Annotated in this window: 17 protein-coding genes and 1 tRNA gene; 10 read left to right on the top strand and 8 right to left on the bottom strand. The window is 73.3% G+C overall.

The genetic code is table 11. From position 1 onward, the window contains the following. The first annotated feature begins 84 nt into the window (after nt 1-84). On the top strand, nt 85-954 hold the full coding sequence (locus ACIQR3_RS13910; RefSeq protein ID WP_403538118.1) for a spermidine synthase: 870 nt from the start codon (nt 85-87) through the stop codon (nt 952-954). A gap of 103 nt (nt 955-1,057) precedes the next feature. Here the strand turns inward: ACIQR3_RS13910 and ACIQR3_RS13905 are convergent, their stop codons facing one another. After that, entirely contained in the window at nt 1,058-1,615 is a 558-nt protein-coding gene (locus ACIQR3_RS13905) for a hypothetical protein (protein ID WP_403538116.1), read from the bottom strand. A gap of 97 nt (nt 1,616-1,712) precedes the next feature. On the opposite strand from ACIQR3_RS13905, the gene ACIQR3_RS13900 reads away from it, so the two are divergent. From ACIQR3_RS13900 to ACIQR3_RS13890, 3 genes are all read left to right on the top strand, one after another. After that, nucleotides 1,713-2,420, top strand: coding sequence for a response regulator transcription factor (locus ACIQR3_RS13900; RefSeq protein ID WP_403538114.1), 708 nt, complete (start codon nt 1,713-1,715; stop codon nt 2,418-2,420). Further along, nucleotides 2,417-4,000 (top strand): sensor histidine kinase, encoded by a 1,584-nt coding sequence (locus ACIQR3_RS13895; protein ID WP_403538112.1) that lies wholly within the window; start codon nt 2,417-2,419, stop codon nt 3,998-4,000. The genes ACIQR3_RS13900 and ACIQR3_RS13895 overlap by 4 nt, the downstream gene beginning before the upstream one ends. Nucleotides 4,001-4,110: 110 nt before the next feature. Further along, complete coding sequence (locus ACIQR3_RS13890; protein WP_403538110.1) at nt 4,111-5,550, top strand: cellulose binding domain-containing protein; 1,440 nt, start codon at nt 4,111-4,113, stop codon at nt 5,548-5,550. Between the two features lie 69 nt (nt 5,551-5,619). Here ACIQR3_RS13890 and ACIQR3_RS13885 read toward each other — a convergent pair whose 3' ends face one another. Both ACIQR3_RS13885 and ACIQR3_RS13880 read right to left on the bottom strand, forming a co-directional pair. Continuing rightward, nucleotides 5,620-7,047: a GH1 family beta-glucosidase gene (locus ACIQR3_RS13885; RefSeq protein ID WP_403538108.1), complete on the bottom strand. Its 1,428-nt coding sequence runs from the start codon at nt 7,045-7,047 to the stop codon at nt 5,620-5,622. Nucleotides 7,048-7,180: 133 nt separating this feature from the next. Continuing rightward, complete coding sequence (locus ACIQR3_RS13880) at nt 7,181-8,221, bottom strand: LacI family DNA-binding transcriptional regulator (protein ID WP_403538107.1); 1,041 nt, start codon at nt 8,219-8,221, stop codon at nt 7,181-7,183. 525 nt (nt 8,222-8,746) lie between these two features. On the opposite strand from ACIQR3_RS13880, the gene ACIQR3_RS13875 reads away from it, so the two are divergent. The 5 genes from ACIQR3_RS13875 to ACIQR3_RS13855 all read left to right on the top strand — a co-directional run bounded on the left by ACIQR3_RS13875 (nt 8,747) and on the right by ACIQR3_RS13855 (nt 15,386). Beyond that, complete coding sequence (locus tag ACIQR3_RS13875; protein ID WP_403538105.1) at nt 8,747-10,066, top strand: ABC transporter substrate-binding protein; 1,320 nt, start codon at nt 8,747-8,749, stop codon at nt 10,064-10,066. A gap of 457 nt (nt 10,067-10,523) precedes the next feature. Continuing rightward, a complete protein-coding gene (locus tag ACIQR3_RS13870; protein WP_215167730.1) occupies nt 10,524-11,516 on the top strand; it encodes a carbohydrate ABC transporter permease in 993 nt (330 codons plus the stop codon). Between the two features lie 14 nt (nt 11,517-11,530). Then, nucleotides 11,531-12,451: a carbohydrate ABC transporter permease gene (locus tag ACIQR3_RS13865; RefSeq protein ID WP_215167729.1), complete on the top strand. Its 921-nt coding sequence runs from the start codon at nt 11,531-11,533 to the stop codon at nt 12,449-12,451. A 348-nt stretch (nt 12,452-12,799) separates the two neighbouring features. Beyond that, nucleotides 12,800-14,257 (top strand): GH1 family beta-glucosidase, encoded by a 1,458-nt coding sequence (locus ACIQR3_RS13860; protein ID WP_403538103.1) that lies wholly within the window; start codon nt 12,800-12,802, stop codon nt 14,255-14,257. A gap of 73 nt (nt 14,258-14,330) precedes the next feature. Then, entirely contained in the window at nt 14,331-15,386 is a 1,056-nt protein-coding gene (locus ACIQR3_RS13855; protein ID WP_403538101.1) for a LacI family DNA-binding transcriptional regulator, read from the top strand. An 18-nt stretch (nt 15,387-15,404) separates the two neighbouring features. Here the strand turns inward: ACIQR3_RS13855 and ACIQR3_RS13850 are convergent, their stop codons facing one another. The 5 genes from ACIQR3_RS13850 to ACIQR3_RS13830 form a co-directional block, all read right to left on the bottom strand. After that, a complete protein-coding gene (locus ACIQR3_RS13850; RefSeq protein WP_403538099.1) occupies nt 15,405-16,892 on the bottom strand; it encodes an RICIN domain-containing protein in 1,488 nt (495 codons plus the stop codon). 36 nt (nt 16,893-16,928) lie between these two features. Then, nucleotides 16,929-19,535 carry a hypothetical protein gene (locus tag ACIQR3_RS13845; RefSeq protein ID WP_403538097.1) on the bottom strand — a complete coding sequence of 869 codons (2,607 nt, stop codon included), beginning with the start codon at nt 19,533-19,535 and terminating at the stop codon, nt 16,929-16,931. A gap of 241 nt (nt 19,536-19,776) precedes the next feature. Next, nucleotides 19,777-19,849: transfer RNA gene (locus ACIQR3_RS13840), tRNA-His, on the bottom strand. A gap of 85 nt (nt 19,850-19,934) precedes the next feature. Continuing rightward, a complete protein-coding gene (gene orn / locus ACIQR3_RS13835) occupies nt 19,935-20,549 on the bottom strand; it encodes an oligoribonuclease (protein ID WP_403538096.1) in 615 nt (204 codons plus the stop codon). A gap of 206 nt (nt 20,550-20,755) precedes the next feature. Then, the gene (locus ACIQR3_RS13830) at nt 20,756-21,976 is read right to left on the bottom strand and encodes a helix-turn-helix domain-containing protein (protein WP_403538094.1); all 1,221 of its coding nucleotides are present in this window, start codon (nt 21,974-21,976) and stop codon (nt 20,756-20,758) included. Between the two features lie 894 nt (nt 21,977-22,870). On the opposite strand from ACIQR3_RS13830, the gene ACIQR3_RS13825 reads away from it, so the two are divergent. After that, complete coding sequence (locus ACIQR3_RS13825) at nt 22,871-23,398, top strand: universal stress protein (RefSeq protein ID WP_215167722.1); 528 nt, start codon at nt 22,871-22,873, stop codon at nt 23,396-23,398. Nucleotides 23,399-23,422: the final 24 nt, after the last annotated feature.

Genomic DNA, 23,422 nt, shown 5'->3' with positions numbered 1-23,422 from the left:
CTCCGGCGCCCGGTGGCGCCGTAGCGCAGGGGGACCGTAGCGCAGTGGCGCAGGTCAGGCGGTCCCTGCGGCGATAATGGCTCCATGGGAAAGTCCAGGAACCCCCGCCGCGGACGGGCCGGCACGGAAGCGGTCGTCGAGGACGTCGACGGCGGACGCGCCGAACTGGTCCCCGACCGCGAGCGGCCCCGCGCCTGGACCCTGCTGATCGACGGCGCCCCGCAGTCACACGTCGACCTGGACGACCCGGCCCACCTCTCCTTCGAGTACCAGCGCCGCTTCGGACACGTCGTCGACCTCGCCGCACCGCCGGGACGGCCCCTGAACGCCGTGCACCTCGGGGGCGGAGCCCTCACCCTCGCCCGTTACGTCGCCGCCACCCGGCCCCGTTCCACCCAGCAGGTCGTCGAGCGGGACGCGGCCCTGGTCCAACTGGTCCGCCGGGAACTGCCACTGGACCCCGGCGCCCGCATCCGCGTCCGGTCCACCGACGCCCGCGCCGGACTCGCCAAGATGCCGCACGGCAAGGCCGACCTGGTCGTCGCCGACGTCTTCAGCGGCGCCCGCACCCCCGCCCACCTGACCTCGGCCGAGTTCCTGGACGAGGTCCGCCTCGCCCTCGCGCCCGACGGGATCTACACCGCCAACCTCGCCGACGGCCCGCCCCTGGCCCACCTGCGCGGCCAGATCGCCACCGCCGCCACCCGGTTCGCGCACCTCGCCGTCATCGCCGACCCGGCCGTACTGCGCGGCAGACGGTTCGGCAACGCCGTCCTGGTCGCCGCCGACCGGCCGCTGCCGCTCGCCGAGCTGACCCGCCGGGCCGCCTCCGACCCCCAGCCGGCCCGGGTCGAACACGGCAAGGCGCTCACCGACTTCACCGGCGGCGCCGCCCCCGTCACGGACGCCGCGGCGGTGGCCTCCCCGGCGCCGCCGCCCTCGGTCTTCGGCTGACCGGCCTGTCCTGCTTGTCCGGCCTGTCCGGCCAGCCCGGCCGCCGCTCGGCGGGTCAGTGGGTTCGCTGCTCAGTAGGCCCGCTGCTCAGTGGGTTCGCTGCTCAGTAGGTCCCGACCTCCACCCGTGGCGGTCCGTCGTGCCAGGTGCAGAACACCGACACCCGGTCCGCGCCCGAGGTGAACTCCACCCGGATCCACGACTCCGTCTTCCACACCTGCATCGACCAGCCCGCGCCCGGAGTCGCCGACACCAGCGACGCCGAGGCCGGCCCCAGGTCGAACACCGCCCGGCCCCCCTTGGTGTCGTAGCTCTTGACCTGCCCGGAGGAGGCACCAGCCGAAGTGGGGGACGCGGCGGGGGACTTCGGGGCGGTGGAGGCCGGTGTTCCGGAGGGTTCCGTGCTCGGTTCCCGGGAGGTCCGGGCCGTCTCGGTGGGCTCGGGGGACGGTGACGGGCTGTCCGACGGCGCGGGCCGGCTGGTGGAGGACGCCAGCGACTGCGAGGCCTGTGCCGTCTCCTCGACCGCCGTGATGGGCAGGGCGCGGGGCGGGTCGTAGGCCGTGCCCGCCATGACCGTGTGCACGCCCCACCACGACAGGGTGACCGCCGCGCCCGTGGCGAGCAGCCAGGCCAGTACGTGTACGAGTCCTCTGCGCATCGCGGCCATACTGCACCACCCGCCCCACGGGTGTCGCGCACGGAAAGTTGTCCACAGGCCCGAACCGGCCTCGTCCGTATGGCGTACGGTGCCGCCCATGGCAAGTGTGCTCGTGGTCGAGGACGACCAGTTCGTACGCTCGGCGCTCATCCGGCATCTGACCGACGCCGCCCACACGGTGCGCAGCGTGGGCACCGCGCTGGAGGCGCTGCGCGAGGTCGCCCACCTCCCGTTCGACGTGGTGATACTGGACCTCGGGCTCCCCGACCTCGACGGGTCCGAGGCCCTGAAGATGCTGCGCGGCATCACGGACGTCCCGGTGATCGTCGCCACCGCCCGGGACGACGAGACGGAGATCGTCCGGCTGCTCAACGCGGGGGCGGACGACTACCTCACCAAGCCGTTCTCCGTGGAGCACCTGTCGGCCCGGATGGCCGCCGTACTGCGCCGCGCCCGCACGGGCGCCGGGGAGGCACCGCCGTCCGCAGTGCTCCGGGTCGGCGGCCTCACCGTCGACCCGCTGCGCCGCCAGGCCGAACTGGACGGCGTACGGCTCGACCTGACCCGGCGCGAGTTCGACCTGCTCGCTTTCCTCGCCGCCCGGCCCGGCGTGGTCGTCCCCCGCAAGGAACTCCTCGCCGAGGTCTGGCAGCAGTCCTACGGCGACGACCAGACCATCGACGTCCATTTGTCCTGGCTGCGGCGGAAGTTGGGGGAGACCGCCGCCCGGCCCCGCTATCTGCACACCCTGCGCGGGGTCGGTGTGAAGCTGGAACCGCCCGCCGACCCGGAGCCGCCGCGATGAGGTGGGCGCTGGTCAAGGTGTCGCTGGCGGTGACCGCGATGGTCGTGGTCGCCTTCGCCGTCCCGCTCGGACTGGTCGTCCGGGAGATGGCCCGCGACCGGGCGTTCTCCAACGCCGAACGGGAGGCCGCGGCGGTCGCCCCCGCGCTGTCCATCACCACCGACCGCGAGCAACTGGAGCGCGTGGTCGCCGCTGCCGGCTCGGACGACGCGGCGATCGCCGTGCACATACCGGCGACCGGTGACGGTACGGACGGCGGGGACGGTACGGACGCGGCGGACGGTACGGACCGTACGGACGGCAGTGACGGCAGTGACGGCAGTGACGGCGGGGGCGGCGGGGGCGGTACGGAGGGTGACCGGTCCGGTGACGCGACGGTCGGTGGGGCCGGTGGCGCGGCCGACGGAGCGGCCGGCGGCTTCGACATCGGGCCCGAGCGGGCCGCCGCCGAGGACATCGCCGCCGTACGGAGACTGGGGCGCGCCTCCACCACCCAGGTGCCCGACGGTTCCGTGCTGCTCCAGCCGGTCGCGCTCAGCTCCGGCGCGATCGCCGTCGTCGAGGTCTACGTCCCCGAGTCCGAGGTCAGCAACGGCGTGGGCACGGCCTGGGCGGTGCTCGCGGCCGTCGGCGCCGCGCTGATCGTCGGCTCGGTCGCCGTCGCCGACCGGCTCGGCGTACGCATGGTGCAGCCCGCGCAGCGCCTGGCAGAAGGGGCCCAGGACCTGGGCGAGGGCAAGCTCGGTGTCCGGGTGCCGGAGGAGGGCCCGCCGGAACTGCGCTCCGCCGCCGTCGCGTTCAACTCCATGGCCGACCAGGTCGTCCAGCTCCTCGCCAACGAACGGGAACTGGCCGCCGACCTCTCCCACCGGCTGCGCACCCCGCTGACCGTGCTCCGCCTCAACGCGGCCTCGCTCGGCGAGGGACCGGCCGCCGAGCAGACCCGGGCCGCCGTCGAGCAGTTGGAGCGCGAGGTCGACACCATCATCCGTACCGCCCGCGACGCCAGACCGCAGACGGCGGCGGCCGGTCCCGGCGCGGGGTGCGACGCCGCCGAGGTGGTGCGCGAGCGGATGGGGTTCTGGTCGGCGCTGGCCGAGGACGAGGGCCGCACGTGGCGGGTGGCCGGCGCCGACCGGCCGGTGCGGATACCCGTGGCCCGCGCCGACCTGGCCGCCGCCCTCGACGCGCTGCTCGGCAACGTCTTCCGGCACACCCCGGAGGGCACCGCCTTCGCGGTCGACGTGCACAACGCCGAGGACGCGGTGATCGTGCTGGTCTCGGACGCGGGCCCCGGCATACCCGACCCCGGCGCGGCGATGGCACGCGGCCGGGGGTCGGGCAGCGACGGGTCGACCGGCCTGGGGCTGGACATCGTGCGCCGGCTCGCGGAGTCCACGGGCGGGGACGTGCGGATCGGCTCCTCCGTGCTCGGCGGGACCGAGGTGCGGATCTGGCTCCAGCTGGACGGCCGGGCGGCGCCCGTGCGGCGCGGGCACCGGGGGGCCGTACGCAGGCGCCGGCTGCGCGGTGCCGTCCGGACCGTCCGCACCTTTAACCGGTCCCGATCCCTTCCTTAAGCGCATCCTAAGGTCGCCAACCGCCGTCCGGATCAAGTCCTTTGCCCGTTTCGGCGTCGCTAGCGTGCTGCCGCACCCCACCTCCGGCAAGCAGGGAAAGCAGGCACGCCATGAGCACCCACCGGCGCAGGATCAGCGGCAGGAACAAGGCGATCGGCGCGGTCGTGGCAGCGGCCGTCGCGGGCGGCGGCGCGCTGCTGTTCACCGCCTCGGCCCACGCGGCGGGAGTCGGCGCCGCGTACACCAGGACCAGTACCTGGGAGACGGGATACACCGCGCAGTACGTCGTCACCAACGACAGCGCGGAGAAGCGGGCGGACTGGACGCTGGAGTTCGACCTGCCCTCGGGGACGAAGCTCGGCTCCCTGTGGAACGGCGAGTCCCGGGTGAGCGGGCAGCACGTGACCGTGACCGCGCCGAAGTGGGACACCGACGGGCTGGCGGCCGGCGAGTCGGTCACCGTCGGCTTCGTCGTCCAGGGCACCGGCGACCCGGACGGCTGCCGCGTGGACGGTGCCGCCTGTTCCACGGACGCGGGCGCCACCCCCGAGCCCAGCGGCCGGCCCACCGACACCCCGACCACCGCCCCGACGGCCACGCCCACGCCCACCCCCACGGTCACCGCGACCGAGGACACCGGCAGCGGGACCACCGGCAGCGCCGGGTTCGCCCCGTACGTCGACACCTCGCTCTACCCGGCCTACGACCTGCTGGCCAACGCCGAGGCGACGGGCGTCAAGGAGTACAACCTCGCCTTCGTCACCGACGGCGGGAGCTGCACCCCCAAGTGGGGCGGCGTCACCGACCTGGCGAGCGACGCCGTGGCCGCGCAGATAGGCGACCTGCGCGCGGCCGGCGGTGACGTGCGGGTCTCCTTCGGCGGCGCGGCCGGCTCCGAGCTGGCCACCACCTGCTCCTCGGCCGACGCGCTGGCGGCGGCGTACGAGAAGGTCGTGGCCGCCTACGACCTCACCAAGGTCGACTTCGACGTGGAGGGCGGCGCGCTGCCCGACACGGCCGCCAACACGCGCCGCGCCCAGGCCATCGCCCGGCTCCAGGCCGACCACCCCGACCTGGATGTCTCCTTCACCCTCCCGGTGATGCCCGAGGGCCTGACCCAGCCCGGCGTCGACCTGCTGGCCGACGCCAAGGAGAACGGCGTCACGGTCGACACCGTCAACATCATGGCGATGGACTACGGCGCCTCCTACAGCGGCGACATGGGCAGCTACGCCGAACAGGCCGCCACCGCCACCCAGGCCCAGATCAAGGGCGTCCTCGGCCTCGACGACAGCGCGGCGTGGAAGGCGGTCGGGGTCACGCCGATGATCGGCGTCAACGACGTCGTCACCGAGGTGTTCACCGTGGCCGACGCCGGTCAGCTGGTCGAGTTCGCCGAGGCCAAGGGGCTCGGGAGCCTGTCCATGTGGTCCGCGACCCGTGACAAGGCGTGCCCCGGCGGCCCCAAGCAGCAGGCCGACGCCACGTGCAGCTCCATCGAGCAGACGGACGGCGCCTTCGCCGAGGCGTTCGCCCGGTTCCAGCAGTAGCGGACCGGTGGGGCGCGGCACCCCCGTCGGATGCCGCGCCCCGCTTCCCCGCTCCCCCGGACAGGTGGTCTACTCGGCCGTCCCCACCGGCGGGAGCGTGCCCGTGCGTGCCGCCTCGCCGTACCACAGGGCGCTCGACTTCGGCGTGCGCTCCAGGGTCACGTAGTCGACGTAGACCCCGCCGAACCGCTTCTCGTAGCCGTACGCCCACTCGAAGTTGTCCAGCAGCGACCACAGGTAGTAGCCGCGCACGTCCGCGCCGTCGGCGATGGCCCGGCGGACCGCCGACAGGTGCCCGTGCAGGTAGGCGACGCGCTCGGGGTCGTGGACCGTGCCGTCGGCGCCGGGCTTGTCGTCGTAGGCGGCGCCGTTCTCGGTGATGAACAGCTGGAGACCGGGCGCCTCGCGGGAGTAGCGCATGATCAGGTCGTACAGACCGGTCGGGTCGACGGTCCAGCCCATCTCCGTCTGCTCGCCCGGCGACTGGTGGAAGGCCACGTCGTCGGCGGCCGGCCACGGCGAGACGTCGCCGCCCCCGTGCCCGTCGGCGCGCGGACCGGGGGCGTCCGGGTCGGCGGCCGACACCAGGGTCGGCGTGTAGTAGTTGAGGCCCAGCGCGTCCAGCGGCTGGTGGATCAGGGCGAGGTCGCCGTCCTGGACGTAGGACCAGTCGGTGACCGGCGCCGTCGCCTCGAAGAGGTGCTCGGGGTAGGCGCCGTGCAGCACCGGGCCGTGGAAGATCCCGCCGGACAGGTCGTCGATCTTCCGGGCCGCCAGCAGATCCTCCGGGCGCCGGGACAGCGGCCGGACGACGGAGGAGTTCAGGCTCAGCGCGATCGAGTTGCGGGCCGGCATCGCCGCACGCAGGGCGGTCGTGGCCAGGCCGTGCGCCAGGTTGAGGTGGTGGGCCGCGCGCAGGACGGCCACGTGGTCGGTGCGGCCCGGGGCGTGCACGCCGGAGCCGTAGCCCAGGAAGGCGCTGCACCAGGGCTCGTTGAGCGTCATCCACTGCTCCACGCGGTCGCCGAGCGCCTCGCCGACGATCTGCGCGTACTCGGCGAACCGGTAGGCCGTCTCCCGCTCGGGCCAGCCGCCCGCGTCCTCCAGCTCCTGCGGCAGATCCCAGTGGTAGAGGGTGAGGGCCGGCTTGATGCCCTTGTCCAGCAGCTCGTCGACCAGGCGCCGGTAGAAGTCCAGACCGCGCTGGACGGCCGGGCCGCGGCCGGTGGGCTGCACCCGGGACCAGGAGACGGAGAAGCGGTAGGCGTTCAGGCCCAGGTCCGCCATGAGCGCCACGTCGTCGCGGTAGCGGTGGTAGTGGTCGACCGCGATGTCACCGGTGTCGCCGCCGGCGGTCTTGCCCGGCGTATGGCTGAAGGTGTCCCAGATCGAAGGGGTACGGCCGTCCTCCCGTACCGCGCCTTCGATCTGGTAGGCGGAGGTGGCGGCGCCCCAGAGGAAGGCAGGGGGGAAGGCGGCGGATGTCGGTTCCGGCATGAAAACGCTCCCACGGGTCGGGGACCTCATTATGCATGGGAGCGCTCCCATAACGGGAGTCCGAAAGCGGCTGGACCGAGGCCGGACGCCGTCCCGTCGTTCGGGCCGCACCCGCCCGAAGGAAAACCGTCGTTCAGGCCGACGCCCGGATCACCAGTTCCGTGGGCAGGACCACCTCGCGGTGACCGGTGCCGCGGTCGGCGATCTCGTCGAGCAGGAGGCGTGCCATGGTGCGGCCCATCTCCTCCAGCGGCTGCCGGACGCTGGTCAGCGGCGGATCGGTGTGCCGGGCCACGATCGAGTCGTCGAAGCCGATGACGGCCACGTCGTCGGGTGTCCGCCTCCGCGCGGCACGCAGTTCCAGCAGTGCGCCGGCGGCCATCACGTCCGACGCGACGAAGACGGCGTCCAGGGCGGGACGCCGGCGCAGCAGCTCCCGCATGGCCGCGCGGCCCCCCTCCTCCGTGAAGTCGCCGTGCGCGACCAGTTCCTCGTCGAAGGGAACGCCCGCCTCCCGGAGCGCCGCCCGGTAACCGTCGAGCCGGTCCTGCGCGGCCTCCATGTCCAGCGGTCCGGTGATGGTGCCGATGGTCCGGCGGCCCCGCGCCAGCAGGTGCCGCACCGCGCTCTCGGCGCCGCCGCTGTTGTCCGCGCGGACGTGCCCGAGCGTCTCCTTGTCGCCGCGCCGGCCGGCCAGCACGGTCGGGATGGCGAGGGCGTCCAGTTGGTCGGGGAGGGTGTCCTCGCTGTGCACCGCGATCATCAGCACCCCGTCCACGCGGTGCGCCGCCAGGTACGGGGCGAGCCGCGCGTACTCCTTCTCGTCGCGGACCAGGACCAGCAGCAACTGCATTCCCGCGCTGGCCAGTCCGGCGGACACGCCCCGGATGATCTCCGAGAAGTACGGCTCGCTGAACAGCCGGGTCTCGGCCTCGGGGACGACCAGCGCCACGGAGTCGGTGCGCCGGGTGACCAAGGAGCGGGCGGCCCGGTTGGGTACGTAGCCGAGCTCGGCGATCGCCTGCTCGACCGCCGCGCGGGAATGGGGACTCACCTTGGGTGAACCGTTGATGACCCGGGAGACCGTGCCGCGGCCGACGCCGGCGCGGGCGGCAACGGCGTTCAGGGTCGGACGCCGGACGTCCGCGGTCCTGGGCGGCTCGGCAGGGCTCATCGTTCACCTTCCGGCGTTCGGTGGGGGACTGCTTCATTCTGGCTCAGAAAGCCGGACCGTCGTTCCGCGAGGGCCCGCGGACGGCCCAAGTGGCCGTCACCGCGGGGGAGATGGGGGAAGAACTGGCATGAAACCGGTTGGAAACAGGGTGGAAACCCCGGCAAAGCCGACACGGCCGTGGCCGGTCGGCGACCGCGGCGCGACACATTCACGTGACGTCCGGAACACGCTTGAGCAACAACGCCGTTTTCAACTCTTGACACTTGGGCCCGGCACCGAGGAGTCTTCGGGGCAAGCCGCGTGGGAGCGGTCCCACGGGAAAGCCGGGACGCCTCCCGTGCGGACCAACGCACCATCGGCCCTTCCCTCCGCTTGGCATGGCACACCTCTGACCAGCATCTTCGCACCGCACACCGCGTTGCCAGGGCTGGCCGCTGCTCGAACCGAGAGGGCAGGTCGGGACCGTCGATCCCGGCGGTCTGATTCCTGAGGTCCCCGTTCCCCACTGGAACAAGGAGTAGTGGAATGCGCATCACCCGTACCGCCGGCGGCCGCGGCCGCGGAGCAGCGGCCCTGACCACGTCGGTCCTGACGGCCTCGGCCCTGCTGTTGACCGGATGCAGCAGCGACAGCGACTCGGACGCCGCGGACTCCGACGGGAAGATCACCCTCAAGGTGGCCGACTACGGACAGTTCGGCTACAAGGAGGCCGACCTGTTCGCGAAGTACGAGAAGCTGCACCCGAACATCAACGTGGAGGAAGAGACCACCTCCAACGAGCAGGACTACTACCCCAAGCTCCTTCAGCAGCTGAACACGGGCAGCGGGCTGGGTGACGTCGTCGGTGTCGAGATCGCCCGCATCAAGGAGGTCGTCGACACCCAGGCGGACAAGTTCGTCGACCTGAAGGACACGATCGACGTCAGCCAGTGGGTCGACTGGAAGGCCAAGCAGGCCACCGCCGCCGACGGCAAGGTCATCGGCGCCGGCACCGACATCGGCCCGATGTCGCTGTGCTACCGCCGCGACCTCTTCGAGAAGGCGGGCCTGCCGACCGACCGCGAGGCCGTCGCCGAGGCGGTCTCGGGCGGCTGGGAGGACTACCTCAAGCTCGCCGAGCAGTACCAGAAGAAGGCGCCCGACGGCACCTTCTTCATGGACTCCGCGAGCGCGATGTTCAACGGTGTCGTCAGCTCCTCCGAGAACCAGTACTACGACGCCGACGGCAAGGCCATCTACAAGGACAACCCGGCGGTGCAGAAGGCCTGGAACCTGGCCGCCGAGGCCGCGTCCAAGAAGCTGACCCAGGGCCTGCCCCAGTTCCAGGACCCCTGGAAGGCGGCGCTGCGCAAGGGCACCGTGGCCACGGTGGTGTGCCCCGCCTGGATGGCCAACCAGATCTCGCTCTACTCCGGTGACGACTACAAGGGCAAGTGGGACATCACCAGCGCGCCCGGTGAGACCGCGGCGAACTGGGGCGGCTCCTTCCTGACCGTGCCCAAGACCGGCAAGCACGTCAAGGAGGCCCAGGAGCTGGTCAAGTGGCTGACCGCGCCCGAGCAGCAGGCGGCCGTGTTCAAGGCGGTCGGCATCTTCCCGTCCAACCAGGGTGCCTATGACCTGCCCGAGGTGAAGAACGCGAAGCTCCCGTACTTCAACAACGCCCCCATCGGCCAGCTCTACGCCGAGGAGGCCAAGAGCATCCCCGTCGCCGTGCTCGGCCCGAAGGACGGCGTGATCAAGGACACGATCTCCACGCAGATCAACAACATGGAACAGCGCGGCACCAAGCCCGACGAGGCGTGGGACGCGGCCACCGAGACGATCGACAAGGCCATCGGCTGACCGGGCGGTGCGGGCGGCCCCACCGGCCGCCCGCGCCCCTTCCACGCCGGGACCGCACCGCAGCCGTACGGCGGTCAGGGCCCGTCGGCGTGGGGGCGTCCGCAGCAGATCCGGCCGTGCGCGGCGGGTCTGCTCCGTGGCGTCCGGCACACGTTCCACCGGCCGGCTCCTGACGGACCGGTACCCGTTCCACCGACCGGACCTCTCGGACCGTTCCACGAACCGGCTCCTGACGGACCGGCAGACGTAGCTCGAACCGACCCCTCACGGACCGCCACCCGCTCCTCGGACCGGCACCCGCCGCACAGCGGGACCGGCACACGCTCCTCAGGACCGCCGCGCGGGCCACCCGACGCCGGGCCGGTCCGCACGGGGAGGGAACGACGGGACGGTGGCCCGGCCCGGCGACCCGCCTCCCGCCCCACCCGGCCAGACCTCCCAGGGAAGGACTCCCTCCGTGGCAACCACAACCCCCACACGGGGTGCCGACAAGCCGTCCGCCGGCGGCCCCGGCGCCGCGTCGAAGGCACCCAGCGCGTGGCGCACGCGGCTGTGGCGCTTCGACGACAAGGCGTCGCCGTACGCGTACATCGCTCCCTTCTTCCTGATCTTCGGTGCCTTCGGGCTCTACCCGCTCCTCTACACCGGCTGGATCGCCCTGCACCGGGTGGAGATGACGAGTCTCGACCAGTCCGAGTGGGTGGGCTTCGAGAACTTCTCCACGATCCTCCAGGACTCCGAGTTCTGGACGGCCGTCTCCAACACCTTCATCATCGGCGTCCTGTCGACCGTCCCGCAGTTGCTGGTCGCGCTGGGCCTGGCCCACCTGCTCAACTACAAGCTGCGCGCCAGCACCTTCTGGCGCACGGTGATCCTCACCCCGTACGCCACCTCGGTGGCGACCGCCGCCCTCGTCTTCGCCCTGGTGTTCCGGGCCGACGGCGGCCTCCTCAACTGGGTGCTGAGCTTCGTCGGCGTCGACAACATCAACTGGGGCAACGGCGAGTGGTCGTCCAAGATCGCGATCTCGGTCATCGTGATCTGGCGCTGGACCGGCTACAACGCCCTGATCTACCTGGCGGCCATGCAGGCCGTGCCGTCCGACCTGTACGAGGCGGCGTCGATCGACGGGGCCTCGCGCTGGCAGCAGTTCCGCAAGGTGACCATCCCCTCGCTGCGGCCGACGATCCTGTTCACCATCGTCATCTCGACGATCGGCTCCATGCAGCTGTTCGGTGAGCCGCTGCTGCTCCAGGGCGGCACGCTCGGCGCCGTCGGCGGCAGCGAGCACCAGTACGAGACGCTCAGCATCTACCTCTACAACTACGGCTGGAAGCTGCAACACCTCGGCCCGGCCGCGGCGGTGGCCTGGGCCATGCTCGTCCTGCTGCTGCTCATCGCCCTGATCAACTGGATCGTCAGCCGGTTCGTGCGCAAGAGCGCGGCCTGACGGGAGCGACTTCGATGACCACGACCAGTAGTCCCACCAAGACCGCGCCGGGCGTGCCCCCGGCTCCGCTCCCCGCCCCCGCCGGCAAGGGCCGCCGCCTCAGGCTCGGCGCCGGCGAGCAGCTCAAGGGCGGCCCGTACACCTATCTCGCGCTGATCATCGTCGGCCTGGGGTCCGTCTTCCCCTTGTACTGGACGCTGGTCGCCGCCTCGCACGACCAGCAGCGGGTCCTCGACAGCCCACCGCCGTTCATCCCCGGCGGGCGGCTGTGGAACAACCTGGAGGCGGCCTGGGAACAGGCCAACCTCGGCAAGGCCATCGTCAACAGCGTCATCGTGTCCGGCAGCATCACCGTCGCCACGCTGTTCTTCTGCACCCTGGCCGGCTACGCCTTCGCCAAGATGCGGTTCCGCGGCCGGGGCGTGCTGATGACCGCGGTCGTCGCCACGCTGACGATCCCGCCGCAGCTCAGCGTCGTGCCGCTGTTCATGATGATGGCGGACATCGGCTGGGGCGGAAAGCTGGAGTCGGTGATCTTCCCGACCCTGGTCGGCGCCTTCGGCGTCTTCTTCATGCGCCAGTACCTGCTGGAGGCCCTGCCCTACGAACTCATCGAGGCGGCCAAGGTGGACGGGGCGAACAACCTCCGCATCGTGTGGAGCATCGTCCTGCCCGCGGCCCGGCCCGCGATGATGGTGCTCGGCATGCTCACCTTCGTCCAGGCCTGGAACGACTTCTTCTGGCCCTTCCTCTCGCTGTCCGCGGAGAACCCGACGCTCCAGGTGGCGCTCGGCCAGCTCAGCGCCTCCTACACCCCCGACCAGAGCATCGTCATGGCCGGAGCGCTGATCAGCACGCTGCCGCTGCTGGTGGTCTTCGTGGTCTTCGGCAAGCAGATCGTCGGAGGCATCATGGCGGGCGCGGTCAAGGGCTGACCCACCGCCGCCGCCCGCAGCACCGGTTCACCGGCCACCTGTCGGCAGGGCCTGCCCCGTACGCGGGCCCTGCTGGCCCTGACACCTCGGCCCCGCACCGGCCACCCCCCCCGGCACCCACCCCTCGGCACCCACCCCCCGGCACCCGGCCCCCCGGCACCCGGCACCCGGCACCCGGCCCCCCCGGCACCCGGCCCTCACGTCCGCTCAGGCCCGGCCCGGCCCGGCCCGGCCCGCGCCCGCCGTGCTCGCTGTCCGGCCCGGCGTCCGCCCGCACCGCCGCCGGACGCCGCCCCCTGCCGGACCTACCGTCTCCATTCCTCCTCACGCCCTTGGGAGCGCTCTCACATGACCGCCGTACGACCCGAGACCACTGCCCGGACGGCCTCCGACACCTCCTTCCCGGCGGGCTTCGTCTGGGGCACCGCCACCGCCGCGTACCAGGTGGAGGGTGCCGCCGCCGAGGACGGCCGCACGCCCTCCATCTGGGACACCTTCAGCCACACCCCCGGCAAGGTCCGCAACGGGGACACCGGTGACATCGCCGCCGACCACTACCACCGGTACCGCGACGACGTGGCCCTGATGAAGGACCTCGGGCTCAAGGCGTACCGCTTCTCGGTCTCCTGGTCCCGGGTCCAGCCCACCGGCCGCGGGCCTGCCGTCGAACGCGGCCTGGACTTCTACCGCCGGCTCACCGACGAACTGCTGGAGGCGGGCATCACCCCCGTCGCCACCCTCTACCACTGGGACCTGCCTCAGGAACTGGAGGACGCCGGCGGCTGGCCGCAGCGCGACACCGCCGACCGCTTCGCCGAGTACGCCGACATCATGGCCCGTGCCCTGGGCGACCGCGTCGGCGTGTGGACCACCCTCAACGAGCCCTGGTGCAGCGCCTTCCTCGGCTACGGCTCCGGCGTGCACGCCCCCGGCCGCACCGACCCGGCCGCCACCCTGCGCGCCGCCCACCACCTCAACCTGGCGCACGGCAAGGCGATCGGCGCCCTGCGCGCGTCCCTGCCGACGACCGCGCAGACCTCCATCACCCTCAACCTTCACCAGGTGCGCCCCCTCACCGACAGCCCCGCGGACGCCGAGGCGGCCCGCCGCATCGACGCGGTCGGCAACCGCGTCTTCACCGGCCCCCTCCTCGACGGCGCCTACCCCGAGGACCTGCTCGCCGACACCGCGCACATCGTCGACTGGGGGCAGCTGGTGCGCGACGGCGACCTGGCCGAGATCTCCCGCCCCATCGACGTGCTCGGCGTCAACTACTACGCGCCGACCGTGGTCTCGCTGCCCGCCGACGGCACCGGCAGCACCGGCAACGACGGCCACGGCGCCAGCGACCACTCGCCGTGGACGGGCTCCGGCCACGTCTCCTTCCACCTCGCCAACGACAACCTCACGGCGATGAACTGGGCCATCGACCCGGACGGGCTGCACACCCTGCTGACCGACCTGGCCAAGGCACACCCCGGCCTGCCGCTGATGGTCACCGAGAACGGCGCCGCCTTCGACGACTACGTCTCCCCCGAGGGCGTGGTGAACGACCCGGAGCGGATCACCTACCTGCACGCCCACCTGGAGGCGGTCCGGCGGGCCGTCGCCGACGGCGCGGACGTCCGGGGCTACTTCCTGTGGTCCCTGCTGGACAACTTCGAATGGGCCTACGGCTACTCGAAGCGCTTCGGCGCCGTGTACGTCGACTACGCCACCCAGCGCCGCATCCCCAAGGCGAGCGCCCACTGGTACGCCGACGTGATCCGGCGCAACGCCCTGCCGGCCACCGGCGAGCAGGGATAACACCTCGGGCTTCCACCATGGCCGCGGCTGTTACATTCCTGGCCTGACAGCGGTGCAAGGGAAGGCGGCGACCATGGTGGTCAGCGGTGGGCGGAGCCGGGGCGTCCGGCGCCCGACCCTGGAGGAGGTCGCCGCCCGCGCCGGAGTCGGCCGCGGCACCGTCTCCCGGGTGATCAACGGCTCGCCCCGGGTGAGCGACGCGACCCGCGCGGCCGTCGAGGCGGCGGTCGCCGAACTCGGCTACGTCCCGAACACGGCGGCCCGCGCCCTGGCCGCCAACCGCACCGACGCCATCGCCCTGGTCGTCCCCGAGCCGGAGACCCGGTTCTTCTCCGAACCGTACTTCTCCGCCATCCTGCGCGGTGTCGGCGCCGAGCTGGCCGACACCGAGATGCAGCTGCTGCTGATCTTCGCGGGCAGCGACCGGGAGCGGCAGCGCCTCGCCCAGTACCTCGCCGCCCACCGGGTGGACGGCGTCCTGCTGGTCTCCGTGCACGCCGACGACCCGCTGCCCGACCTGCTCGCCCAGCTGGAGATCCCCGCGGTGATCAGCGGCCCGCGCTCCGCCACCGAGTCCCTCGCCTCCGTCGACTCCGACAACTACGGCGGCGCCCGCTCGGCCGTCGAACACCTGCTCTCCCGGGGCCGGCGCCGGATCGCCCACATCACCGGCCGCCTGGACGTCTACGGCGCCCAGCGCCGCGTCGACGGCTACCGCGACGCCCTGCGCGAGGCCGGCCTGGAGGAGGACGAACGGCTCGTCGAACCGGGCGACTTCACCGAGGAGGGCGGCCGCCGCGCCATGACGGAACTGCTGCGCCGTCACCCCGGCCTGGACGCGGTCTTCTGCGGCTCCGACGTGATGGCGGCCGGCGCCCGCCAGGTCCTGCGCGAGGCCGGCCTGCGCATCCCGGAGGACGTGGCCCTGGTCGGCTACGACGACTCGGCCATCGCCCGCCACATGGACCCGCCGCTGACCAGCGTCCGCCAGCCCATCGTGGAGATGGGCCGGGCGATGATCGACCTGCTGCTCACCGAGATCGCCGACCGCCGCCCGGCCGCGTCCCGGGGGCCGGCGCGGCAGCAGGCGGTACTGGCGACGCAGCTGGTGGAGCGGAAGTCCTCCTGACCCGGCCGCCCCGCCGGGTCAGGAGAAGACCCAGCGCTGCGCGGTGTACTGGTTCTCCCCGCAGGTCATCACCTGGAGCTCGGCGTCGTCGCCGGCGGTCTTGCCGCCGTTCACGCCCAGGCACAGGTTGGCGACGAGATTGCGCAGCGCGTACGTGCCGCCCGCGCGGGGCTCCAGGTACCAGAGGTGGTTGTCCGCCCGGGTGGTGTTGCAGGGGTACTCGGTCACCTGGGTCCCCTTCCCGACACTGCCGTACGCGGGCAGGTCGAAGCAGAGCCCGTCCTTGACGTTCTTGATGACGAACAGGCTCGCCCCGCCGGGGCCGCCCGACGCCGATACGACGTTCAGGTCCCACTGCTGGTTGTCGGAGCCGCCGTCCCGGCAGATGTACTGCCGCACCGGACCGTCGACGGACCCCTTCCCGTAGCCGGGCACATCGGCGCACTTGCCCGTCGCGGTGTTCTTCAGCAGGACGGCCGACTGGCTGGAGGCGGCGTTGGCCAGCTCACGGGCGGTGGGCTCGGACGCCTTCTTCGTCGTGGCCTTCTTCTCGGTCCGCGCGGCCTTGGTGGTCTTCTCGGCGGCCGGCTCCTTCGTCTTCTTCTCCTCCTCCGCCGTCTTCTCCTCCGTGCCCTGCGGCGCGGCCTTCACCTCGGCGGGAGAGGGGGACTCCGCCGAGGGGGAGGCCTTCGACGCGCTCGGCGAGGGAGACGGGGACTCGGCCGCGTAGTCGGCGGGCAGCTCGTCGTCCGACGTGCCGGGGCCCAGCGTCGTACCGCCGACGGGCGCCGTGGCGATCGACCGGTCGTCGTCGTCCCCGATCGCGGCCAGCACCAGGAACGGTACGGAGATCAGCAACGCGCCCGCGATGCCGGCGGCGGCGAGCAGGGGGCGCCGGGGGCGGGAGGGGTGCTGGTCGGCGGGCTCGGACGCGTCGGCGGCGGTGGCGGTGGCTTCGGCTTCGGCTATGGCTTCGGCGGCGGTCGTGGCTGCGGCTGCGGCGAGCGGGCTCGGGACGGCTCCGGGCTCCGCCTTGGCCTCCGCTTCGGGCGTTGCCTCGGGCTGCGCGTCCGACGCCGCCCTCGATCCTGCCTCGGACGCCGTCCCCGGCCGCGTCCCCGGCTGCGTCCTGGATGTCGTCCCGGATTTCGGCCCGGACGTCGTCCCGGGTTTCGTCCCGGACTTCACCTCCGGCTCCGTCTCGGGTTCCGCCGGGGAGTTCGTCTCGGGCCGCCGTTCCTGTTCCGCCCAGCGGGGCTTGCCGGAACGTTTCCCAGCGGGGGCGGACGTGGCGGCGGGCGCCGGTTCGAGTTCCGGCCCGGGGTCCGGGGCGGCGGCGGTCGGCGCGGGCGCCACGGGAGTGGGGGCAGGAGCGGGTTCCGGGGCGGGGACGCGCGGGCCGAGGGCGGCGCCGGGGTCCTGGGCCGGTCCCGGGACGGACACCGCCCGCCGTACGGTGACGGGGGACGCCGGATCGGAGGAGGGCGGTTCGTTCTGACGTGGCATGAACGCTGCTCCTTGTCGAGGTGTGGAAGGTGCGGTTCAGTGGTCGCCGACGGGCCCGGCGCAGCGGTCCGGCCAGTCGCCGGCACCGGGCGACGTGCGGTCCGCCAGGGCGTGGTCCAGGCGGGTGAGGGCGGTCTCGTCCGCGTCCTCCAGCACGGTGGACGCGGTGGGGACGTCGGGCAGCTGGCGCAGCAGGACCAGGGGAGCCGAGTCGCCGGCCGCCCGTACGCCGAGGACTTTGAAGGCGGTGCCCGGGGCGAAGACGACCTCGTCGCCGTCCGCGTCCGGCACCTGCCGGACCCGGCGGCCGGTGATGGACCAGATCGCGAAGCCCACGCCCGCGACCCGCTCCTTCCCGCCCGGATCGAACGACAGCCCGCTCAACGGCGCCGGGTCCCGCAGCACCTGCCCCGGCCGCAGCCCGTCGAGCCCGGCCGCGCCGCCTCGTCCGCGCAGTACGGCACCGCGGTACGACGGCAGCCGCGCGAGCCCGGACGCCAGACAGCGGGCGTACGGGACGAGCCGCTCCTCGCCCGACCGCAGGGACTTCGCCAGCTCCTCGTGGCCCAGCGGGCCGTTGTCGTCCTGGAGGTACAGCCGCAACGCGATCAGGTCGGCCCGCGCCGCGTCCTGCTCCTCCCCGCGCGGCGCGGGCAGGCCCGCCAGCCCCCGGTCCACCGCCGCGCTCTGCCGCTCCCACACGGGTGCGGCCAGCGCCCGGAAGGCGGTGCGTTCCGGCACGGTGCTCCGGTGCCGGGGGGAGACCGGTACGTCCGGGAGCGGTGTCCGAGGGGCGGAGACCGGGGAGGCGGAAGCTGACCCGCCCTTCGGTACGTCCCGCCCGCGTGGCGCCCTCGGTACGGCCGGCCCCGTGGCGGCGGCGGTGGCCGACGCGGCCGTGGCGGGCGCGGCGGTGACGGGCGCGGCGGCGGCCGCCGGCTCGGGTGCGGCGGGACCGGTCGCCGGGGTGGCCGCAGGGGTGGCCCCGGAGACGCTGTTCACCGGCGCCGGCCGCGACACGGCGGACGGGGCCGCCGGCCCGGTCGCGGTCGACGGCCGGGGCTTCGGCTCCGCAGGCACTCCACCGGAGCCGCGCCTGACACCCGTGCTCCCCGTGCCTCCCGCGTTTCCCGTGACCCGTGTGGCGTTCGCCGCGCCGGCGGTGCCGCTCCGGCCCCCCGGTCGCGTCAGGGGCGCCGTGCTGAAGCGGACGACGCGCAGGGCGTGGTCCGCCGCCAGGGTGCGCAGGGCGAGGCCGCCGTCGGGCGGGGTGGCGTGGACGTGGAGGGCGGTGCGGGTGCGCAGGTCGGCCGGGAGGCGGTCGAGGAGGCGGGACAGCACCGGCCAGAGCGAGGCGTCGAGCCGGTCGCCGGAGAGACCGATCTCGATGGTCGGGCCGTCGATGCTCACCGGGCGGGCGCTCCAGGGCGGCGGGGGACCGTCCCGGCGGTCCACCCACAGCCCGGCCCGGGTGACCGTGGCCCGCCAGGTGTCGGAGAGGAGGAGGACGCCGTCCTCGGGGCCCCGGGGGTCCGGCAGCGGCGAGGTCCAGCGGAGCAGCCGGGGGGCCGGGGCGGCGGGTTCCGCCGCGGCGGCGGCCGGGCCGTCGGGCTCCCGTTCGGGCCGGGTCCCTTCCGGGGGCACGCACATCACGGCGTCCACGAAGGGCAGCCAGCGCGGCGCCCCGTCCGGACCGGACAGCACGGACCGTACGCCGTACGTGCCCAGCGGGCTGTCGGCGGCGAAGAGCGGGAGCCCGGTGGTGACCTCCACCTCCGTGTTCAGCCGCGCGGCCACCGCGCGGCCCAGCGGCAGCAGGTCGCGCCGCCCGCCCGGGGAGAGCCGGATGCCGGAGCGGACGCCGGCCGGCAGCGCGGCGAGCACGTCGGCGACCTCGCTCGCCAGGACGTCCTCGCCCCACGGCACGCCGACGACCACGACGGGCCGCCGGGGGTCCACGGGCACGGCGTGGAACAGGTCACCGGGCCTGGGCGCGGTCGCCTCGGCGGGGCGGATCAGCAGGCCCGCCGGTATCCGGTCCACGACGCAGCCGTCCGACGTCCGCTCCGGCACCCGGCGCATCGCCGCCTGCCAGCGCGGGGCGGGGGTGAGCGGCCCGCGCGCCTCGGGCCGCTCACCGGGGGCGAAGCGCCACCAGCCGCCGTCGCCGGGCGGTACGAAGACCGAGCCGCCCGGCACCACGAGCACCGGGCCGTCGGGGGCCTCGACGGACAGTTTCCAGGCGTCGGCGATCCGGCGGGCCGGGGCGGGACGGTCCGGGCGGTCGAGTCCGGCGCCGGACATCACCAGCCGCACGGACCGGGTGCCGGACTCCCGCAGCGAGTCGAGCGTCTCGCTCAGCCGGGGCCAGAGCGACGCCGCCGCGTCCTCCCCGGCGACGGCGACGATCGTGACGGTGTCCTGGTCGGCGGCGCGCAGGGCACGGGCGAGGTCGGCGATGTCGGCGGCGAGCAGGGTGTCGTCCGTGGGCGGGCGGAGCAGGAGCAGGCCGTCGTGGTCCTCGACGAGCACGCGCGGTCCGGCGGGCTCCCCGTTCCCGGGGCCGAGGGGGTCCCCGGTCCGCCGGTCCGGCACCGGCCCGGCGGACCGCCGCCGGGCCCGGCGGCCGTTCCAGAGGCTCACGAGGCCTCACCCATCAGATCCGTCCGACGCACCCGAACCCCACTCCAGTCCCACCAGGATGGTCATTGCACTCGATCAACTCTGGACACTACTCGTTGCGTACGAGCAGCGAACCGGTGAACTGCTCTTCTCGTCCCCGGGGTTGGCGGGAAAGGACCGGGAGGGCGGCCGGGCGGCCGGGGCGGGAACGACGACGAAGCCCCTGGTCCGCGTCATCCGCGTACCAGGGGCTTCCTGTCAGGGTGAGTGACGGGACTTGAACCCGCGACTTCCTGGACCACAACCAGGTGCTCTACCAGCTGAGCTACACCCACCATGACCGGTGCTGGGATTCCGTGTGGTTTCCCCGACCGGCCGAGAAAAAGTGTACAGGGTCCGAAGGGGTGCTCGCGCCACGCTTCAGTGGCGGCCCTGTTCGGCGCGCACGATGTGCTTCGCCGCGATGGCCTTGGCGGTCTCCGAGTCGGGGCCGGGCTGCGGTACGAAGACGGCTTCGCGGTAGTAGCGCAGCTCGGCGATGGACTCGCGGATGTCGGCGAGCGCGCGGTGGTTGCCGTTCTTCTCGGGACTGTTGAAGTAGGCCCTCGGGTACCAGCGGCGGGCCAGCTCCTTGATCGAGGACACGTCGACGATCCGGTAGTGGAGGTAGTCCTCCAGGGTCGGCATGTCGCGGAGCAGGAAGCCGCGGTCGGTGCCGACGGAGTTGCCGCACAGCGGAGCCTTGCCGGGCTCCTTGACGTGCTCCCTCACGTACGCCAGGACCCGCTCCTCGGCGTCGGCCAGCGTCGTGCCGTGCTCCAGCTCGGCGAGGAGGCCGGAGGCGGTGTGCATCTGGCGCACCACGTCCGGCATGGTCTCCAGGGCCCGCTCCGGCGGACGGACGACGATGTCCACACCGTCGCCGAGGATGTTCAGCTCGGAATCGGTGACGAGGGCGGCCACCTCGATGAGCGCGTCGTCGGACAGCGAGAGGCCGGTCATCTCGCAGTCGATCCACACCATGCGATCGTTCATGCGAACACCCTACGGCTGACGTCGCCCGTTCAGGCCCCCGGCGTCGGCGCGGGGCCCTGTCCGGGGTCGCCGGGGCCGCCGGGGGCCGGCCCGGACGGCCTCGCCCTCGGACGCCGGACGGGCCGGGAAGCCGGCGCCGGCCGTCCGGGCGCCCGCCCGCTGACCGGATGCCGGGCGCGGCAGGCGGCCCCGGCATCCCGTGGACGTCAGGGCGCGCTGCGCTGGCCCGGGAGGCTGGGGCGGGGGCCCGCGTAGGCCTCGCGGTCGGGTTCCGCGGGGGCCAGGTGCGGGGCGGGGCGGCGGGTCTGGAACGGGACGCCGCCCTCCGGGTGCGGCGGGACCGGGTGCTGACCGGCCGCCTCGGCCGGTGCCGGGGCCCGCTCACCGCTCTCCGCCGGGCGGTCGCCCTGCGGCCGACGGGCGCGGTAGGCGGCGCGGTACGCGGCCGGGGAGGAGCCGAGCTGGCGGCGGAAGTGGCCGCGCAGCGCCACCGGCGACCGGAAGCCGCAGCGGCCGGCGACCTCGTCCACCGAGTAGTCCGACGTCTCCAGCAGACGCTGCGCCTGGAGCACCCGCTGGGTGATCAGCCACTGGAGCGGCGCCGAGCCCGTCAGCGAGCGGAAGCGCCGGTCGAAGGTCCGGCGCGACATGTACGCGCGCGCGGCGAGCGTCTCCACGTCGAACTGCTCGTGGAGGTGCTCCAGCGCCCAGGCGACGACCTCGGCGAGCGGGTCGGCGCCGATCTCCTCCGGTAAAGAGCGGTCCAGGTAGCGCTCCTGGCCGCCGCTGCGGCGCGGCGGTACCACCAGGCGCCGGGCGAGCGCGCCGGCCGCCTCGTTGCCGTGGTCCGTGCGCACGATGTGCAGGCAGAGATCGATCCCGGCCGCGGTGCCCGCCGAGGTCAGCACGTCGCCGTCGTCGACGAACAGCTCCCGCGGGTCGACGTGGACCGACGGGTAGCGCTTGGCGAGCGTCGGCGCGTACATCCAGTGGGTGGTGGCCGGGCGGCCGTCCAGCAGCCCCGCCGCGGCCAGCACGAACGCGCCGGTGCACAGACCGACGATGCGCGCGCCCTCCTCGTGCGCCCGGCGCAGCGCGTCCAGCGCCTCCTCCGGGGGCGGTGAGGTGATCGACCGCCAGGCGGGCACCACCACGGTGCCGGCCCGGGAGATCGCCTCCAGTCCTTGCGGCGCGGTCAGCTCCAGACCTCCCGTGGTCCTGAGCGGGCCGTCCTCCCCGGCGCAGACCAGCAGCCGGTAGCGCGGCACGCCGGCGTCCTGCCGGTCGATACCGAACACCGACAGCGGTATGGAACTCTCGAAGATGGGGCCGCCGCTGAACAGCAGCACCGCGACGATCTCCTTGCGGCGTCGCCCGGAGAGCTTCCGGGTCGCGGCTTCCGGCGCGGCAGCGGAGTCGTGGCTCATACTGCTAAGCCCCCCTCGGTGGTCGCGGCGCCCCTAACTTGTCGGGCCTGTCGCTCCAGCACGTTTCCCCTCGGTCCTGCACTTGTCCCCCGCCGTAGACAATCAAGATCGAATCTACTGCGTCCCGTCGTGCCGGGGTGGCCGGTTCGGCACTTGGGACATTGTCGACATGGCAACTTGGCGTGAAGCATTCGATCACGAAGCGTTGCACTCCGGGGCGCCGCAGGGAAGTACGCCTTGTGGCAGTGGCCAATCCCCGTAGGGTGCGCAGGGCCCTCGAGACCCTTTCCGTGCAGGTGGAACGGGGATTGGGGGGTGGTACCCGACAGGGATGCGCCATGCGTCGAAGTTGGCCGAAAAGGAACGGGCGCGTGTACGGAAACCGGTCAGGCGACCGGTGTGCGTCTTCCGGTGTCCCGTCCGCTCCCGCGCGCCCCTGTCCCGTCGCCGGCGCCCGCGAGGGAACCTCGGCGCCCCAGGAGCCGGAGACCCCAGGGAAACCGGGGGGAGGCCCGGTGTCCGGCGCGGGGAGGGGGGTGGTCCGATCCCGGCGCGCGTGCTCCCTGAGAGGGCTCGCAGGGGCTCGACGCCGGCCCGGGCGGACCGGTGCCCCAGGTCGGGCCGGCGGACCGGACTTGCGCACGAGAGGCGTACGCGCGCGTGAATCCTGTGCGAACCGCCTGTACAGCGCAGCAACCATTGCGTAACGGGCGCCCCCTCGTGCATGCTCCGGGGAACCCCGGCGGGGAGCCCGCCGGGAACTGGGCGAAGGAGGCGTGCCGCCGTACCCTTGGGGGTATGGGGTTGGGAAGATGATTCCCGGACACTGATTCGGACACAGCTCCGCCGCACCCTGTCGGTCCACCCATAAAGGATCAAAACGCCGAGACAGCCATGGCCGGTCACGAATTCTTCGAACCCGCGGACCGCAAGCGGCCGGTCGCCGATCCGACGGCGGCCGATCCCCTGGCGGAGCCCGAGCCGCGTCACGCGTGCGACCCCGCCTTCAAGCACGGGGTCGTCGTGGGCTTCGACGGCTCCACGTCCAGTGAACGCGCCCTCGCCTACGCCATCGGCATGGCGCGCCGGCAGGCGCAGGGCCTGATCATCGTCCATGTGGCCAACCGGCTGCCCACGACCGTGTGGGCGGGCTGCGAGCCACCCGTCTTCGTGGACGTTCCCGACCACCGCACCGAGGTCCTCGGGCTGGAACTGGCCTGCGCGGACTACCTCACCGAGGTCCCCTGGATCCTGGTCGAGCGCGGCGGCGACATCTGCCACGAACTCGAAGAGGTGGGGCGGGAGTACGAGGCCGACGCCATCGTCGTGGGGTCCACCCACGGTCTGGTGGGGCGTCTCTTCGGCTCGGTCGCCGGACGGCTCGCCAAGCGGGCCCAGCGGCCCGTGGTGGTCATTCCCTGACGGTCCGGCAGCCCGCCGGAACCT

It is taken from the genome of Streptomyces sp. NPDC090994 (assembly GCF_044768905.1).
In the GTDB taxonomy this organism is placed as follows: domain Bacteria; phylum Actinomycetota; class Actinomycetes; order Streptomycetales; family Streptomycetaceae; genus Streptomyces.
This window is presented reverse-complemented; position numbering and strand designations above follow the sequence as displayed.